Consider the following 17280-nt stretch of genomic DNA (forward strand, 5'->3'; position numbering starts at 1 on the left):
ATAAGAACTACATGGTGGTGCAAGACAATGACACAACAATTGGAGCAGGAGTGGTGGAAGAAATCTGTCATCTATCAGATTTATCCGAAGAGCTTCAACGACACAAACGGTGACGGAATTGGGGATTTGCAAGGGATTATCGACAAGCTGGACTACTTGAAGGAGCTCGGAATCGATGTCATTTGGTTGACGCCGATTTACGAATCCCCACAGAAAGACAACGGCTATGATATTAGTGATTATTACCGTATTCAGCCGGAATACGGCACAATGGATACATTCGAGAAATTGTTACAGAAAGCGCACGACAAAGATATCCGCATCATTATGGACATCGTCGTTAACCACACCTCGACGGAGCACGTCTGGTTCAAGGAGGCTGCAAGCAGTACGGACAATCCGATTCGCAACTACTATATTTGGAAGGATGGCGTGAACGGAGGGGAGCCGAACAATTGGCAGTCTAAATTTGGCGGCAGCGCCTGGGCGTATGACGAGAAAACGGAGCAATATTATTTGCACTTATATGACGTTACTCAGGCTGATTTGAACTGGGAGAATCCGGTGCTGCGGGATAAAGTGTATGATATGATGCACTATTGGCTGAACAAAGGCGTTGATGGATTCCGGCTGGACGTTATCAATGTGATTTCCAAGGATCAGGACTACCCGAATGATACGCTGGCAACGGCTACGGCCGATGGACGTAAATATTATACGGATGGACCGCGTATTCATGAGTTTCTGAAGGAGATGAATGCGCGCGTATTCTCGCAATATCAGCACATGCTGACGGTTGGCGAAATGTCGTCGACGACGATGGAGAACTGCATCAAGTATACGCACCCGGATGAGCGCGAGCTGAGCATGGTGTTCAACTTCCACCATCTGAAGGTTGATTATCCGAATGGGGAGAAATGGGTCAAGGCTGACTTCGACTTCCTCCAGCTTAAGCGGATCATGAGCGAGTGGCAGGTTGGCATGAATACAGGCGGCGGCTGGAACGCCTTGTTCTGGTGCAACCACGATCAGCCGCGGGTAGTATCTCGCTTCGGCAATGACAGCACTTATCGCGTGCAGTCGGCGAAAATGCTCGCTACGACGCTGCACTTGATGCAGGGCACACCGTACGTGTATCAAGGGGAAGAGCTCGGCATGACGAATCCGCATTTCTCGCATATTAGCGAGTATCGGGACATCGAATCGATCAATGCGCATCGCCTGCTGCAGAAGCAGGGCGTTCCTGAAGCGGATATTATGGCTGCACTGCAGCAGAAGTCGCGCGACAATTCGCGCACGCCAATGCAGTGGGATGCTTCGCATCACGGAGGATTCACGACGGGTATCCCTTGGATCGGCTCGGCTCCGAATTATCAAGACATCAATGCCGAGGCGGCACTGCGCGATCCGGATTCGGTCTTCCACCATTATCGCCAATTGATTGCACTGCGCAAGCAGTATGACATTATCGTGCATGGCGACTACTGCCTGTTGCTGAAGGACGATCCGCGCATATTTGCTTACATGCGCACATACGGAGCAGAGCGATTGGTCGTCATCAGCAACTTCTATGGCGAGGAGGCGGAGTTCACGCTTCCAGTGGAAGTATCACTACACGGTGAAGCGCATATCCTTATCAGCAATTATAAGGATACACCGAGTACGATCCAACAGCTTACACTCCGACCTTATGAGTCTGTGGCCTTTCTTATCGGGAATCATGACTAGAGAAAATAGAAGCAATGCTTGGCAGAATCCTGCCGGGCATTGCTTTTTTTAATGGGAGAGACAGAGGGGAAAAAAGAAAGCAGACAGCTTCTTCTGACATCTTCTAATGAAGACAGAATCTTGTCAGTCGGCTGTCTGCTTGCTGGCTTGAAAATTAGGTTGGTAACGGCCTATTTTTAATATCCTCTATATCCTGTTTGGGGAGTAGTGTTTACTTGTGAAACGTAATGTTGCGTATCGCTCACCTGTGGATACGTATGAGCCACATACCCCGCTGCATAACTGGTTGGTGCAGTATGTGATTGATGGGCGAGGCTGATAATTTGCTGCAATTGTTGTACAGCTGTTTGATGACCTTGAAGCGCAGTCTGAATCACATGGGCCGCATGCTGTTCGATTTTAGCAAGCTCCTGTAATCGCGCAGCATTTTGCTGCTCTTGATGCAATAGCTGCTGGTATTTTTGCGTTGCTGCATTGGTTTGTTGAATCAATTGTTGCGCTAGTTGTTCGATTTGCACGGTATTCGTATGTGTCATTGGGCAGACTCCTTTTTATCCATAGTTTCGTATGGTTTCATCTTCCTTATATTGTCTAGCTTGAATGTTATTTATGCACAATGACTCCAGATGCGGAGATACCTAAGTTATTAATTTTTATCCTCCTTCATAAACCTTTGTTAGGACGATAAAGGAGGTCATCCCGTTGAATCAACCAGCGTTGTTTGAGCATCGCTTCTGGCTGCAAATTTTAGGCGATCATGCAAGATTCATCTTCAATGCGCTCTCCCCGAAAGAAACGTCAGATATACAGACTGCACAACAATTTATTCAAGCGTTCGATCAGCTTCTGCAACAAGCACGAGAGCTGCAATCGGATACAGAGATCGGAACACTGAATCAGCAAGCCTACACGCTAACCATCAACCTGCGGCAATTTAAGCTAAGCATTCTTGAGCGTCTGTTGCTTGGGCGTGTTACAATTGCGTTCACTCCAACCTTTATCAATCATATGGTGAATGAACTTGAGGAATACTTACGTATTTTAACCAACCTATTGGAAGGAAAGCCGGTTCCCCAATTTGATGCACTGCACCACGATTTCCTTTGGTTGCCTGACGCAGCGGGTCATGCTGCATCTATTTCCAGCGATTTGGATTTTGTAGAAAAGCGATTGATTCAGAAAAGTAAGGATTTTGAAGAGCATTTTCAACAGTTCTATTTAAAGAGTATCGAAATGGCAGGGTACATGCGGACACAGCTTCGGGATTTTCCAGCGTTCCGCAGATTTCATACTGACGTCGATATGGAGATGAATTTGTTCAGAGCCTTTTTGAAGGAACTGGAGGATCTAGAATTGTCAGCCGAAGTGCTTAGTCGCATTTCCCCGCTCATACCAGATCATATGATGAGGGAAGAGTGCTATTATTTAATGAAGCTAGCACAATTAGGCTTAGTACCCGATCCGGAATGCAATCCAGATCATCCGAGGATAGATGAGAAGGTGTAATACGCCGCTGCAAAGCGGTTTTTTTACGTTTCTCGAACTTCATTACGATTAGCTATGCGCAACTCTTTCGGCTACTGATTCGTCTAACCAAGTAACTAGATAATGTAGGAGGCGATTACATGAAAAAATGTATAGCTTTACTTATGTCTGTTATGCTGGCAATTGGTAGTGGATCGAGTGTTTTTGCTCAGGAGTCAGCTCCGTCAGCCCACACAAAGAATGAGACGCTTGATGTAGCCAAGATGTATCGTGTTTCCCATGAGCTTATTATGGATGTTAACAGCGGACAAGCCGTGTTGGATGGGAGAAACTTATCTCTTGATAAGCCAATCATGAAAAACGGGCGTGTTTTTGTGCCTTTGCGCACACTGCGTGCAATTGAAGCTGTTAACCTATTGATGTTTGACGCTTCTACCCAGCAAGTCCAGGTCATCATGAATAGCGAACTGAAGCCCCCCTTTGAACAGCTTTTCTTTCGGGTAGGCTCTGATAAGGTTTATATGGAAGACGGATCTGCCTTGCCTGGAGCAACCATTGCTAAGCCGTTCATTGCCAAAGGCGTCACTTACATACCGATTCAAGCCTTGACTTATGTGGGCATCAGCCCAGCTACTGCGAAACAGAAGGTGACGCTGAAATGGAGCAATAAAGTCATCGAACTTCTACAACCAAAGCGGAAAACGGACAAGGACAGCACAACCTTTACGATGCTTTATCAAAAGGATATGAATACGCCATCAGTCGTGACCGCCTTGAGCGGAGGAGGATGGTTAGGAGGCAATGATCATGCCAAGGTCTTGAAAAAAGACATTTCGCTTGATGGTCGGCATTATAATCGAATCGAGTTTACTCTACCGCTCCGCCCCGGACCAAATGCGTTGAAAATTACAGCCGTGTCAGGTGGTGAGAAGTCTATTTCGGTTATGCGGAAAGTTTCGAGTGAAGGTGCCACCCCTGTTCGTCTGTCTGATGAGGGGAAAAAGTACATCGCTTTTGATCAATCTGCATCGGGTTATGTTCGCACACCGCAGGGAGGTTCAATTGACATTTCCGGTCGGATGGTTGCTGGTAACGAGAAGCTTGGAGCGCTTAGTTTCACCGTGCAGCAATATGATGACGAGCAAGCTGTAAAATCTAATCCTTATAAGGACATCAAGGAAGGAAAGATGCCTATCCAAGAACAAGCCTTTAAAGGATCGGTGAAGCTTCAGCACAAAGGATACTATCTGATTACACTGTATAGCGCCGACAATGTTCCAGCATTTGACCGCGGAGCTTGGGCAGAAATCGTTGTTGAAGTGTATTGATGATAATTGAAAAAACCCTTGATTCGGTTATACTACCGAATCAAGGGTTTTCTGCTTATTCTGCTTTTTCTTTTACTCCGATCCAGATTTCGGTGTATACCTGATGAGGATCGGACATATCTCCGGTAAAGCAAATTTCAGGCACCTCGATTAACTCATAGGAAGATGAAGGCAGCCATTCAGCGGTGATTTTGCCCCATGTCTCCTGCAGTGCGCGGGGGTAGGGGCCTTCTGAGCTGAAAATTGCCCATGTGCAGGCAGGCACTTCCACAACCTCGAAGCCATCAAAATCAGCATCAAGCGTCGTAATCGATCCGATGAGCTGGTCCAACTCGCCTTTTTCCTCATAACGCCCTTCGCTGAAATGATAAGACGCATTGATCACAGTGGTGACTTCGGTGTTTCGATAGCTTTGCAGTTTTGTCCGCTGTTCTACGGTAATCGATTGAGCAAGCTTCAGAATGTCAGCATTCTCGCCCTCAAATACGATGGGCACGCGGCGCTTCACACCCACAAGCTTAAAGGCGTCTTTCCGTTCGATCCGATAATTCATGTCGATTCCTCCTCGAATAGTGAGCTGGAAGGTCATGCGCGGGAATACCTTCAGATGCTTCAGACCTCTCACTTCCGAAGGAGCAACCCCAAGCCAATCCTTGAATGCTCTCGTGAATCCGTCCACCGAATGGTAGCCATACTTGATCGCGATATCAATTACTTTAACGTTACTCTTGTGTAATTCCTGACCGGCTTGAGACAGCCTACGGTTGCGAACATACGTGTTCAGAGACATACCGGCCAAATACGAAAAGAGTCTTCGAAAATGATACTCCGAAGTTCCTGCAAGCTGAGCTACCTGGGCGTAATCGATGTCCTGATCCAAATTGTCTTCGATATAGGCCAAAGCAAGATTCATATCCTTCAGCATATCCATGTCATGCCCTCCTCTCCTCTTCATTGTATCGAGGTTGAATAATCGACATCCGACATTTCGCATATGGAAATGGTCGTTACGTATGATTTAGAATATCCTCAATTATCCAAGCATAAAAGTTCAGTTACTCTAGAGTAGGTTGTTCTTATAAAAAAATCCCTGGGCATTCAATAGAATATGGAGTACTAAATATAGTTTTTCTGCTTAACAGTAGAACTGATTTACATTTGATGCTGCAAACAACATAGTTCGCACTGTTTGGCGTGAATAGGCGGAATAGAGTAATAAAAGGTCGAAGTACCTACAATGTATTCTAAAATAATATATAATCTAATGCGTCCCTTTGGAAAAGGTCCGTCTCGGAACAATTCAAATCCCTATACAGATTCATCTGGTCATTATGCTACTCTATAGATAGATTAGTCGAAATTACTGAGAGAAGGTATACGTGTAATCTTCAACGATTGAGGGGGATCTACGATGAATATGGAACGTATTGGGGAGTTAGAAAGTCTGATATGGGATGAAATGAAAGTGTTGTTACCTCATCTTAGGATAAAAAAAGAAGTATTAATACCTCAAATTACTGTTATCTCACAATATATTAAAGAGTTGATAGATTTGCTCGAAGGTGAGGTATTATTACCGAGGAGTTTGGTAGATAAACTCTTTAGGCTATACACCTTTCTTCAAGCAGAGAGTGGGTACTTGTCCGAAGAGGAGTCTGCACGATGTGATGAAATAGTTATCAAGGTTCTAAATGAAATACGTGACATTATGAGTGTTGAAAAGCGTTACCAGATGTAATGAATGCGAAGAATTTTATGCTACTAGCATGACTTAGAGAAGGCTACCTCTATAATATAGGACTATGATCGCTCAAATGAATTGTATTATTCGAACCCAATGGTTTAAGCTGGTTTCCTGGGTCATGTTTTGATATATTGTGAGGAAAATGAAATTTGGAATATAACTCTGACTAAATTGAGGTGTGACTCTGATTAGTAAAAGATTAAAATATTATTTTATATTTTATATAGTTGGCTATCTCATTTCTTTATGTGGAACAGGCATCCCGGACTTGAGTTACTTGATTCCATTTAAGCTAGTTGCTTTCTGTCTCATGTTAGTTGGTGGGAATGGTGTGTATTATGTGGCAGAAGAAAATGAAAACGTACTGATTGCTTTCTATCGAATTCTTAAGTATATTCTAATATCTTTTTTGCTTCTGTTTGTTTTTGCTATTTTACAAAAGGTACTAAATCAAAACGTAATAAATTTAGCACCTATCGTCGGGATATAATCTAACCATTACAGTTCTACCTTGAAGGAGTGGGGAAATGCCCAAGCTAACTTGACGAAGAACCATCTGAATATGTACTGGCATCTAAATAAGATTTAATTAAACCTTGAAGGGCTATAGCCTTTCAAGGTTTTTTAATTTTACGATCATTGAATTCGCCACTCTTCATCTGCCTCATCATCTTCCACGAAATGCATACTCAGGAAAGAGCGGGGCATATTACGGGAAGGTGATGAAAAATGTGGCAGGCGATTGCGCCTTATATACCAAGCTGGCAAGCATTCGTGCAAGCGGCGATTGCAGGCATTGTTCCTTTTGTATTATCGAAAATTATGTCTTTCACGATGAAGGAGGAAGGCGATCAGGGGCAGAAAAAGGCCGAAACAGCTTACGAAGGGTTTGTTGGCCATTTTGAGGAGGATCTCAATAAGGTCAAGGAAGATATCGGCCAGATGGAGGATGTGAACATACGATTGTTCCGTCTCGGCTATACGACACAGCGTGCAGCGCTGGTGTTCGTTGGAGGGATATCGGATCGGGATTTCATCGATAAGCACCTCTTGGAATGCTTGATGGGTGATTTACAGCCGCCATCTGAGGGGGAAGCAGTTGCTTCTACTGATTATATGTATACGAAGGAATATTTGATCGAGCATATTCTCCCTGTCGGATCGATGAAGGAGAATCGAATTGTTAATGACTGTACGTACGATGTGTTGAAGGGCGATACGGCTTTGTTCATTGAAGGGCATATCGGAGCCATTATGTTCAATACGAGGAAGGTGAAGGTGCGCGGCGTGGACGAGCCGCCATCTGAGGTGCTCGTACGCGGACCAAGGCTTGCCTTCAATGAATGCCTCGTTGACAATATGACGCTGCTCAGGCAGCAAGGTGAGAACAAGAAGCTCACTTTCATTCATCGCCGTGTCGGAACCCGGGTACAGCGTGAGATGGTTCTCGCATACATCGAGGATATAGCGGATAAGCAGCTCGTTACCGATGTGCTGGATCGCATTAGCAAGATTGATATCGATGATGTTCCGGATTCAAGCTATATCGAACAGCTGATTGAGGATAATTACTTATCTCCTTTTCCGCAGCTGCAGAGCACGGAACGGTTGGATCGAACCTTTTGTGCCTTGATGGAAGGACGGGTGGCGATTTTTCTTGAGGGAAGCCCGTATGCTGTGCTTGCACCGGCGACGTTCACCATGCTGCTTCAATCGCCGGAGGATTATTATGAGCGATGGATGGCGGGGACGCTAGTTCGTTGTCTGCGGTATTTTGCGGCCTTTGTATCAACTTTTGGCCCTTCCTTGTATATTTCCTTGATCTCGTTCCATCAAGGTCTGATCCCAACGAAGCTGGCATTGTCCATTGCAGGCACCCGTGTTGGCGTTCCGTTCCCTGCAATCATCGAGGTGCTCATTATGGAGGTGGCGCTGGAGATCTTGCGCGAAGCGGGTCTTCGCCTGCCGAAGCCGATTGGGCAGACGGTCGGTATTGTGGGCGGTCTCGTTATCGGAGATGCCGCGGTTAGAGCGGGTATCGTCAGTCCGTTCACGGTTATCGTTGTTGCAGTAACGGCGATATCCTCCTTCGCTATTCCGCAATACAGTGCAGGTATTTCTTTGCGCATTTTGCGGTTCATCGCGATATTTTTTGCATCGATCCTTGGCTTGTATGGAGTTGTTCTGTTCTTCTTAGTGCTATGCAGTCATCTCGTTAAGCTGAAGAGCTTCGGTGTGCCATATATGAGCCCTGCTGTGCCTTACCGTTTGTCAGATTGGAAAGACTTCATTTTGCGTGCCCCGCTAAGGCTGATGAAGAAGCGTCCCAAGATGCTGGACACACGTAATCCGACCCGTGAGGAGTAGCAGATAGGAGGAGCTGTAGAGAACCATGAGTCAACCAATTGGATCGAGTGAGAAAATTACGACACAGCAGGCGGCTGTATTTGTAGCCAATTATATACTGGGAGTGGGGATTCTAACGCTCCCCCGAGCAGCAGCGGAGAAGGTGAAGACACCGGATATATGGCTGAGCGTCATTCTCGGCGGCCTTGTTGCTATGATAGCAGGCATTATTGTAGCGAAGCTCAGTCAGCAATTTCCAGGTAAGACCTTTTATGAATACAGTCAGCTTATTGTAGGGAAATGGCTAGGGATCGTGCTGAATGTGTCGATCATTATTTATTTCATCGCGACATCCGGCAATATGGTGCGAGCCATGTCGGAAGTAATGAACTTGTATTTGCTTGAAGGTACTCCACGCTGGGTGGTGATTATGTCCTTCCTGTGGGTGGGCATATATATCATGGTCGGTGGGGTAGCTGCAATTGCTCGCTTCTTCGAAATTGTATTTCCGTTGACGGTCCTGATTATTACGGGCTTGGCTCTGCTAAGCTTTAAAATATTTGACGTCAATAATTTAAGGCCAGTGCTAGGGCAAGGGATAGGTCCTGTATTGAATGGTGTGAAGACGACAGGACTTTCTTTCTCCGGCTTTGAAATATTGCTCGTACTGCAGGCCTATATGTCAACACCGAAGAAGGCTGTTCGTGCAGTTGTAATTGGCATTCTCATTCCGATGCTTTTTTACGTGGTTACTGTAGTGATGACAGTTGGATCTTTATCCATTGCTGGTGTTGTCAGCCGCACCTGGCCTACGATCACGCTGTTCCGCAGTTTCGAATATCCGGGGATCTTATTTGAACGATATGAATCGTTGCTTCTGGTCATTTGGGTAATTCAGATCTTTACTACATATGTGATTACACATTATGCGGCTGCGCTTGGCATGGCACGAATGACAAATAAGAATATTCGTCCGATGCTGTACTTGCTTATTCCGGTTATCTATATTGCCTCCATGTCTCCCAGAAATATTAATGATCTCTTCTCTATGGGAGATCGAATAGGTGACGCAGCCATGGTGATGTTCGGGATATTACCTATTATTCTGTTAATGATTGTGAAGTTGAGAAGGAGAATGGCAAGCGATGAGCAGGAACAGTAAGTGTCAGAACGTATCCAATCGTTGCTGCAATGTTGTCTTAGATGCTGCACAATCAGGTGGGCATTCGCGGGAGGATAAGCCAAGGAGATGCAAGCTGACAGCCATGCGCATTGCGATCATCTCACTTAGTATTCTGCTGCTCAGTGGGTGCTGGAGCCGAAGAGAAATAGAAGATTTGAACATTACAGTAGCTGCAGCGTTGGACATTGGCCACATCTCGTCAGAGGAGCAAGAATTTGAGAAAAAAGGTGCAGATTATCCGCGTAATCAGAGGATTACATTAACGTATCAAATGGCGAAGCCAGAGCAGTCTTCAGGGCAAGGGGCATCAGGAAGCAAGAAAAGATATCGAAATGTGTCCTTGTCTGGGGATTCTTTATATCAGATTTCGAGAGAGACTTCCTTGAAGGAAACGAGTCCAATATTCGGACAGCACTACAAAGCGCTGGTCATCGGTACTGACTTGGCGCAGCAACTGAATTTGCGAGATGTACTGGACTTCTTTATGAGGGAGCAGGAATTTCGTCCTAGCTGCTTGGTTTATATTAGCCGGGGAACAGGGAAAGAGGTATTAGATGTAAATCTCCCGGGAGACGTTCCAGCCTTTCGCTTGTTAGGGATATCTGATAATCACTATCGAACGAATCGTTTATTGAAGCCCTTGTCTCTCACCAACTTGCTGGAGAAGTTGAATTTGATGACCAGTTTTATGATACAGAATGTCGTCACGGCCAAAGGGGAGCTGAAGCTATCGGGAGCTTCCATTATATCAGGCAGTACAGGCAAGCAGCTTGGCTATCTTGACGAAGAGGATATGGAAGCGGTGAACTGGGTTCTGGGCGGTAGCAAGGGCGGTGTAGTAAAAAGTAAGGACATCATCACTAACCAAGTATCTGTATATGAAATTACCAACGTGAAAAGTCAAATTACACCGCATGTTGAAAATGGCCGCATTTCTTTCGATGTAAAAGTAAAGTCGGACGGTCGGTTAGGCGAGCAGATGATTAGCGATGGCAATGACTTTGACAATAAGTTTATTCGTCGCTTGGAAGAAGATGCTGAGAAGCAGATTAAAGAACTGGTGACCAAATTGCTGGATAAGCTGCAAAAGAAATACCACGCAGACGTGCTAGGGTTTAGCGATAAGCTGCGCATCGCATATCCTCGCCTGTGGGAGCAAGAGAAGAAGACATGGGATGAAACGTTCGCGACGACACCGATACGTTATGATGTCCAAGTAACGATTAGAGAATATGGAACGACGAATATGAGAGAGCGGCAAGTAGTAGGGCAGGAGGGTTAGTCGGGTTCTATCAATTCGTAGGTTGGGTATTATATACAGTGAAAATCCTGCTCTCCAATTGTTACAATGAATGCACATATAGTCTTTCGGATTCAAAATACATGTTTACACACATGATTTGCCGCAGCACGTGCATTGGGGGAGAGAAGATGCAAATCATTCAAGGGACAGCCTTGCTGTTGCTTGTCCTTTCTTTATTTAGCTTGTTCAGCTTCAAAGCACCTAACGGAATGAAGGCGATGGGAGCCTTAGCGAACGCTGCAGTTGCCAGCTTCTTGGTTGAAGCGTTTCAACGCTATGTTGGCGGTGATATGCTGCAGTTGGAATTTTTAAGAGAGGTAGGGGTGACAGCCGGCGGCATGGGAGGCGTGGCTGCTGCTGCACTAGTGTCACTGGCAATGGGAGTGTCGCCTGTGTATGCGCTTATGCTGGGTGTTGCGTGTGGCGGACAGGGGCTGCTTCCTGGCTTCATTGCGGGATACGTCGTCTCGTTCCTCGTTAAGGCATTCGAACGGAAGGTGCCGGCAGGACTTGATCTTATCGCCTGTATTGTGGTCGCAGCGCCACTGGTGCGTTATTTGGCGAAGTTCGTAAGTCCTATCGTAGATGCAACGCTGCTCAACATTGGCAGCATTATTTCGGCTACGGCTACCGATAATCCAATTATTATGGGCATCATTTTGGGCGGTGTGATAACAGTTGTTGCGACTGCACCACTTAGCTCGATGGCCTTAACGGCTATGCTCGGCTTAACAGGATTGCCGATGGCAATCGGAGCTTTGTCCGTAATGGGGTCATCATTTATGAACTTCGTGTTCTTCCACCGCATGAAGTTCGGTGATCGTCGTACAACACTTGCAGTCGCTATTGAACCTTTGACACAAGCGGATCTGATCTCAGCCAACCCAATCCCGGTGTATGTCACGAACTTCATTGGGGGGGCAGCCGCTGGGGTGGTCGTGGCGCTTTTCGGGCTGGTCAATGATGCGACAGGGACTGCAACACCGATTGCGGGACTTATGGTGATGTACGGTTTCAATGATCCAGTTATGGTTACGATTACGGCCGTGTTATGTGCATTAGCCGGAGCTGGAGCAGGATTCCTTGGCTCGATTCTATTCCGCCATTATCCGATTCGTACGGTGGCTGAGGTTCGGGGCACACATCCTATTCAGACTGATTCAACCAGTGAATCAGCAATATAAATCGGGGAGAAGAAGGATCATGATAATCTGGGCATATCCCCAATCTACAAGGCATGCATATACGTTAATCAGGCGAGGGCGGAGCTTGCGGATCTGATCGATTGAGAGTGTTTCCACATGGGAGACGCTCTTTTTCTTCTATATTCCCGTTTTTTTGTGTAAACTGAAAGGATACAGAATTTCGCGGATGCTTGCGATCGGACAGGTCTTGGAAGAGCATTGCCGCAGTAATGGAGGGTATTGAAGTTGCAGCAACCGGACGTATCTGTGGACGACATCAACCGCTTAGCCGGTCAAATGAAGGAGCACTATTCGTACGCGACGCTGGAGCAGGGATGGCGCTATTACCGCAAGAATGCAGTATCCCATGTGCATGAGGACGTGGGGAAGGCTCGGGTGATCAGGGCTGAAGTGCATGAGACGGAACGCTATCATGTGAGCCTCCATATGAAACGTGTCGAGGCGAGTACTTGCACTTGCCGAACTGGGAATGAGTGCAAGCATAGGGCGGCGCTGTTCTTCCAATTATGCGAGGCAGCAGGGAAGAAGCCTGAACTGTACCTGTCTGATTTCCGTCAAGCCTTCATTGAGCTTGAGAGACAACGTACTGCTGCTCGCAAGCGTGAAGAACAGAAGGCCGAACGGGAACGCCGCGTTAGAGCGAGTCAGATGACCTTATCAGCAGATGCTTCCGCCAAGGACTGGCATCTCTTATTTCATAGAAAATATGCACGGCCGTTTACAGACTTCCAATCCTCTGTAGTGGATATTACCAAGTGGGTTAAGGAGCAGCTGTATCGTGACAGCGAAGCGATGGCTGAGCCGGTGCGGACGCTGCTGCGCATGCATGTGCAGTTGTTCTTGATTCAGCAATTGGCTGAGCGCTATGCGCAAGCTGCACGAGGCTACCATTCTCGCGATATATCCGCGGATGATGCTGTTCGTCCCTGTATGGAGGAGCTAACAGAATTAAGCCGCCGCTTCGCAGGCTCAAAGCTACCAAAGGCCTTTAAGGAGCATCTTCGTCACTTAGGTGTCGTGGCAGAGCAGGTGGCGCTATCTGAAGAGGAGTCCCCTGTAGATAGACTAGCTGCCTTTGCACTCGTGTGGTCGTGGGTATTGAACGATCCCGAAGAGCTGCAGCTTGAGCGTACACGGCTTAAGGAGAGGTTGAAGCCGTTATCCGAGCTTCGTCCCCGCCTGCGTGATTCAATTCGGGTCGCGCTTATCCATATTGAATCGTTGCTTGGCTGTGACGAGGATGCAATCGCTCATGTGCATTCGCTTACTTTCTATAATGAACCTGAGCGCTTTGTACAGTATGCTAACGATCGAATGCACAGTGGAGATCACGAGAAGCTGCTGATGTGGTTGAAGGCGCTAGCTCCGATGGTCAGCCAATCCCGCCAACGAGAGCATTTGGAACGGTATTGGATGCTGTGGAAACAGGCTTATGATGCACACGTAGGTATGCATCAAGAACTTGATTCGCTGTTGCTGGCACTGCTGCCTGGTATATACCCGTATCTGTCTTCTTTCCTCCTAGAGCAGGGAAGATATCGTGATTGGGCTGATATTCAGATCGCACGCCGCATATCGCCGGAGGAGGCAGATGCGGCTGAATGGAGGCAAGTCGCTGCCGCGGCGCCAGACATGCTGCTGCCGTTATATCATCAGGCCATTGAACGGCATATTGAGGAACGCAATCGCGATCAATACAGGATAGCGGTTACCTTGCTGCATGAGCTGCGTTCGATGTATGAACGCAAGGGCTCTCTTTCGACGTGGGAGCGGTACATGGATAACTTGCTGGAACGGTATTCTCGGTTAAGAGCATTTCAAGAAGAGTTGAGAGGAGGGGCACTGCTTACATGATCGAACAATCGCCTTGGAACGTGGAATGCTTGAGACGAAGCGACGGTACATTCCTGGTATTTCATAGTGGAATGAGGCGGGACGTGCGAACACTGAAGCATCTGTTGTTCGGTTGGCATGCTCCTTCCTTCTACGGTACGATGCTCCCTGTAGAGGGGGAGGGGCGTATTGAAGGGATTGTTGTTACCGCGGCTGAAATGCTGGAGGTGATAGCGATGACGCCGCACGTAGGTTGGACAGAGTTGAAATCAGGAGACAGCTTCCGCATTCTAAGTGAGACGGCTAAGCTGTATATGGCTCTGCTGCAAGAGGGGCGATATGAGCCGTCTTACGACAAATGGAAAGCGGGTGCATTCGGCTGGGAACTGCTGCTAAGCGAATCCGAGCAGAAGCAGCAGCGCGAATTGCTTCACCAAGCGCAACAGATCGAGCATCCCGAGCTTGTCCATTGGTTCGATGTGTTGATGAAAGAACTGCTAACGGATAATCAGGAGCGAGACTCATTGCGCGCTGCCGCTCTGCGTGCACGCCCGGAACTGGAGGAGCTGCGCATTCCCCTGCAATCATTGCAGTGGACGGGGGAGCAAGATTGGCTCGAAATGATAGGCTGGACCCGAGATGAGACACCCTTCCGTGTTGTGCTTCGTATTGATGAGCCGGAACAGGACCGGATGCCTTGGGCGCTTCGCATCTTGCTGCAGGACAAGATGGATCCGAATGCTCTTATTGGATGCGTATTGAGCGAGTATAGGATTGATGGCGCGATCAGGAGCCAAGTGAAGGCAGCTGCTGGAGATTTCCCGGAAGAATGGAAGCCATTCCTCCAAGAAAGGCTAATTCGAGATATCGGAAAGGTGCTGCAAATCGCCCCTTGGCTTGAGGATTCCGGGGTTAGCCGGAAGCTTCTATTGGAGCAGCCGGAACGCCCCAGTATGCATGAGACAGAAACAGGTTTGAAAACAAAGCAAGAAGATCAAGAGGACACAGAGAGCTGTTCTCTCCGATTGAAGACGAAGCTTGGCGAAGAGGATGCTTGGCGCTTCTTAGCTGAGGGAAGCCTTCAGCTAGCAGAGGCTGGGTTCCGGGTCATTGTGCCTGCTTGGTGGCAGCGTGTGCGGCAGATGAGAACTCGGTTAAAAGCGAGGGTTCCTTCTTCCGCAGGTTCCTTCTCCGCTTCTGCGATGGGATTGAATCAGATGATTCAGTTCGATTGGAGACTCGCGGTAGGTGACGTGAACTTAAGTGAAGCAGAATTCCGTCAGCTCATCGAACAAGATCGCAGGCTTGTTCAACTACATGGCCAATGGATTCAATTGAATCCGGATGACGTGAAGGAAATTCGCCGCTTGATGAAGCAAGTCGATGGCGGTGGGATGACATTCGGCGAGGTGCTTGAGCATCATATGGCCATGGAACGGAAGCGTCTGGAGGAAGGGCTGCTGGATGAAGATATTGAGCGTGACAATAGCCTACAGCTTGAACTGGAACTGAATGAGCAGTTGCAGCATTGGCTAGGCATGCTTCAGCATCATGAATCGATCCCACCTAGTGAGTTGCCGGTAGGATTGCAGGGAACACTGCGGAAGTATCAGGCTGATGGATACTCATGGCTAATGTTCCTTCGTCAATTCGGCCTTGGCGCCTGTCTTGCGGATGATATGGGGCTTGGCAAGACGATACAATGGATAGCCTATGTTCTGAGAGTAAAGGAAATAGAACCGGCGTCGGGAGCTTCTCTATTGATATGTCCAACCTCGCTCATTGGGAACTGGCAGAGAGAGTTGGAACGATTTGCGCCGGATGTTCGAGTGTATTTGCATTATGGTTCTGACCGAATTCGGGATGAGCGATTTGCAGAGGAGATTCGCATGGCTGATGTGGTCATCACAACATACACGTTGGCCTTGATGGATCGTGAGTTATTATGGCCAATCATGTGGAACTCGCTATGCTTGGATGAGGCGCAAAACATTAAGAACCCTTATGCGAAGCAGTCTGCGGCCATTCGGAAGCTGCGCGCGAAGCACCGGATTGCCTTGACCGGTACGCCAATGGAGAATCATTTGACGGAGCTGTGGTCGATCTTTGATTTCGTAAATCCAGGATATTTGGGTACGTTGGCACAATTCCGAAGAACGTACGTGAATCCGATCGAACGCACTCGAGATGCAGAGTGGACGAAGCTTGTGCAGCGACTAGTGCAGCCATTTCTGCTGCGCAGGCTGAAGCGGGATCCTGAGATTCAGCTTGACTTGCCGGATAAGAATGAATCGAAGGTCTACGTTCCTCTGACCGCGGAGCAAGCTTCGGTGTATGAGCAGACGCTGCAGACACTGTTCGATGATCTGGATCGACTCGATCCAATGGAACGAAGGGGCAGAGTGCTCACTGCGTTGACGAAGCTGAAGCAGGTATGCAATCATCCATCACTTGTGCTGCGAGACCGAGTATCTGGACGGGATTCCGCTCGTTCAGGCAAACTGACACGCCTGCTAGAGATGCTGGATGAGTTGCAGTCGACGGGAGAGCGGAGTCTCATCTTCACACAGTATGCTGAGACGGGCAAGCTGCTGCAAGAGGTGCTGGAGCGAAACATGAAGGAGACCGTCCCGTTTCTGCATGGCGGTGTGCCGAAGGCAGAACGGGATCGCATGGTTCAGCGCTTCCAGGATGAGTCACTTCCAGCAGAAGAACGTCCGCGCATCTTCATTCTGTCGCTAAAGGCTGGTGGAACGGGACTGAATTTGACAGCTGCCAATCATGTGTTCCATTACGACCGCTGGTGGAACCCAGCGGTGGAGAATCAGGCTTCCGACCGGGCATACCGAATTGGGCAGACGCGGAATGTGCAGGTGTATAAGCTGATTGCACTCGGCACGTTGGAAGAGCGAATTGACGATATGATTGAGCAGAAGCAAACTTTGAATGAGCAGGTAATTGGCGGTGGAGAGAAGTGGATTACAGAGCTGTCCCCAACCGAATTGAGAGAGTTGTTCGCCTTAAGGCGGCATGTCATGGAGTAAGGGATTTGTCCTCATTCTTTTGCGCGGAGTTGTCTGCATAATTTTTCTAATTATACAGACAATAATGTCCATGAGGAGGAT

12 protein-coding genes are annotated in these 17280 nt (G+C 47.7%); 10 read left to right on the forward strand and 2 right to left on the reverse strand.

What is annotated here, in order from left to right; all coding sequences use genetic code 11:
• The first annotated feature begins 27 nt into the window (after positions 1 to 27).
• Entirely contained in the window at positions 28 to 1728 is a 1701-nt protein-coding gene (treC, locus tag ABN764_RS13045; protein WP_446672114.1) for an alpha,alpha-phosphotrehalase, read from the forward strand.
• Between the two features lie 176 nt (positions 1729 to 1904).
• Here treC and ABN764_RS13050 read toward each other — a convergent pair whose 3' ends face one another.
• The gene (locus ABN764_RS13050; protein ID WP_021256206.1) at positions 1905 to 2264 is read right to left on the reverse strand and encodes a hypothetical protein; all 360 of its coding nucleotides are present in this window, start codon (positions 2262 to 2264) and stop codon (positions 1905 to 1907) included.
• A 166-nt stretch (positions 2265 to 2430) separates the two neighbouring features.
• Here ABN764_RS13050 and ABN764_RS13055 point away from each other — a divergent pair, with 166 nt between their 5' ends.
• Positions 2431 to 3234 carry a DUF2935 domain-containing protein gene (locus ABN764_RS13055; protein WP_446672115.1) on the forward strand — a complete coding sequence of 268 codons (804 nt, stop codon included), beginning with the start codon at positions 2431 to 2433 and terminating at the stop codon, positions 3232 to 3234.
• A gap of 119 nt (positions 3235 to 3353) precedes the next feature.
• Positions 3354 to 4541, forward strand: coding sequence for a stalk domain-containing protein (locus ABN764_RS13060; protein WP_446672116.1), 1188 nt, complete (start codon positions 3354 to 3356; stop codon positions 4539 to 4541).
• A gap of 55 nt (positions 4542 to 4596) precedes the next feature.
• Here the strand turns inward: ABN764_RS13060 and ABN764_RS13065 are convergent, their stop codons facing one another.
• Positions 4597 to 5472, reverse strand: coding sequence for an AraC family transcriptional regulator (locus ABN764_RS13065; protein ID WP_446672117.1), 876 nt, complete (start codon positions 5470 to 5472; stop codon positions 4597 to 4599).
• 480 nt (positions 5473 to 5952) lie between these two features.
• Between ABN764_RS13065 and ABN764_RS13070 the strand changes: the two genes are divergently transcribed.
• From ABN764_RS13070 to ABN764_RS13100, 7 genes are all read left to right on the forward strand, one after another.
• Positions 5953 to 6279, forward strand: a complete 327-nt coding sequence (locus ABN764_RS13070; RefSeq protein ID WP_268627473.1) for a hypothetical protein — start codon at positions 5953 to 5955, stop codon at positions 6277 to 6279.
• Positions 6280 to 7014: 735 nt separating this feature from the next.
• On the forward strand, positions 7015 to 8652 hold the full coding sequence (locus ABN764_RS13075; RefSeq protein ID WP_446672118.1) for a spore germination protein: 1638 nt from the start codon (positions 7015 to 7017) through the stop codon (positions 8650 to 8652).
• Between the two features lie 25 nt (positions 8653 to 8677).
• Positions 8678 to 9793 (forward strand): GerAB/ArcD/ProY family transporter, encoded by a 1116-nt coding sequence (locus tag ABN764_RS13080; RefSeq protein ID WP_446672119.1) that lies wholly within the window; start codon positions 8678 to 8680, stop codon positions 9791 to 9793.
• Positions 9777 to 11096 (forward strand): Ger(x)C family spore germination protein, encoded by a 1320-nt coding sequence (locus ABN764_RS13085; protein WP_446672120.1) that lies wholly within the window; start codon positions 9777 to 9779, stop codon positions 11094 to 11096. Before ABN764_RS13080 ends, ABN764_RS13085 begins: the two co-directional genes overlap by 17 nt.
• Positions 11097 to 11245: 149 nt before the next feature.
• Complete coding sequence (locus tag ABN764_RS13090; RefSeq protein WP_446672121.1) at positions 11246 to 12301, forward strand: PTS sugar transporter subunit IIC; 1056 nt, start codon at positions 11246 to 11248, stop codon at positions 12299 to 12301.
• Between the two features lie 246 nt (positions 12302 to 12547).
• Complete coding sequence (locus ABN764_RS13095; RefSeq protein ID WP_446672122.1) at positions 12548 to 14176, forward strand: SWIM zinc finger family protein; 1629 nt, start codon at positions 12548 to 12550, stop codon at positions 14174 to 14176.
• A complete protein-coding gene (locus tag ABN764_RS13100) occupies positions 14173 to 17199 on the forward strand; it encodes a DEAD/DEAH box helicase (RefSeq protein WP_446672123.1) in 3027 nt (1008 codons plus the stop codon). The genes ABN764_RS13095 and ABN764_RS13100 overlap by 4 nt, the downstream gene beginning before the upstream one ends.
• Positions 17200 to 17280 lie beyond the last annotated feature (81 nt).

This window comes from Paenibacillus wuxiensis, from assembly GCF_040195695.1.
GTDB classification, from domain to species: Bacteria; Bacillota; Bacilli; order Paenibacillales; family Paenibacillaceae; genus Paenibacillus_B; species Paenibacillus_B suaedae.

Bases quoted from the DNA above. Each gene is read 5' to 3' on its own strand.
- ABN764_RS13090 (WP_446672121.1), top strand. From the start codon at position 11,246: ATGCAAATCATTCAAGGGACAGCCTTGCTGTTGCTTGTCCTTTCTTTA.
- treC (WP_446672114.1), top strand. From the start codon at position 28: ATGACACAACAATTGGAGCAGGAGTGGTGGAAGAAATCTGTCATCTAT.
- ABN764_RS13050 (WP_021256206.1), bottom strand. From the start codon at position 2,264: ATGACACATACGAATACCGTGCAAATCGAACAACTAGCGCAACAATTG.
- ABN764_RS13100 (WP_446672123.1), top strand. From the start codon at position 14,173: ATGATCGAACAATCGCCTTGGAACGTGGAATGCTTGAGACGAAGCGAC.
- ABN764_RS13085 (WP_446672120.1), top strand. From the start codon at position 9,777: ATGAGCAGGAACAGTAAGTGTCAGAACGTATCCAATCGTTGCTGCAAT.
- ABN764_RS13060 (WP_446672116.1), top strand. From the start codon at position 3,354: ATGAAAAAATGTATAGCTTTACTTATGTCTGTTATGCTGGCAATTGGT.
- ABN764_RS13075 (WP_446672118.1), top strand. From the start codon at position 7,015: ATGTGGCAGGCGATTGCGCCTTATATACCAAGCTGGCAAGCATTCGTG.
- ABN764_RS13070 (WP_268627473.1), top strand. From the start codon at position 5,953: ATGAATATGGAACGTATTGGGGAGTTAGAAAGTCTGATATGGGATGAA.
- ABN764_RS13065 (WP_446672117.1), bottom strand. From the start codon at position 5,472: ATGGATATGCTGAAGGATATGAATCTTGCTTTGGCCTATATCGAAGAC.
- ABN764_RS13080 (WP_446672119.1), top strand. From the start codon at position 8,678: ATGAGTCAACCAATTGGATCGAGTGAGAAAATTACGACACAGCAGGCG.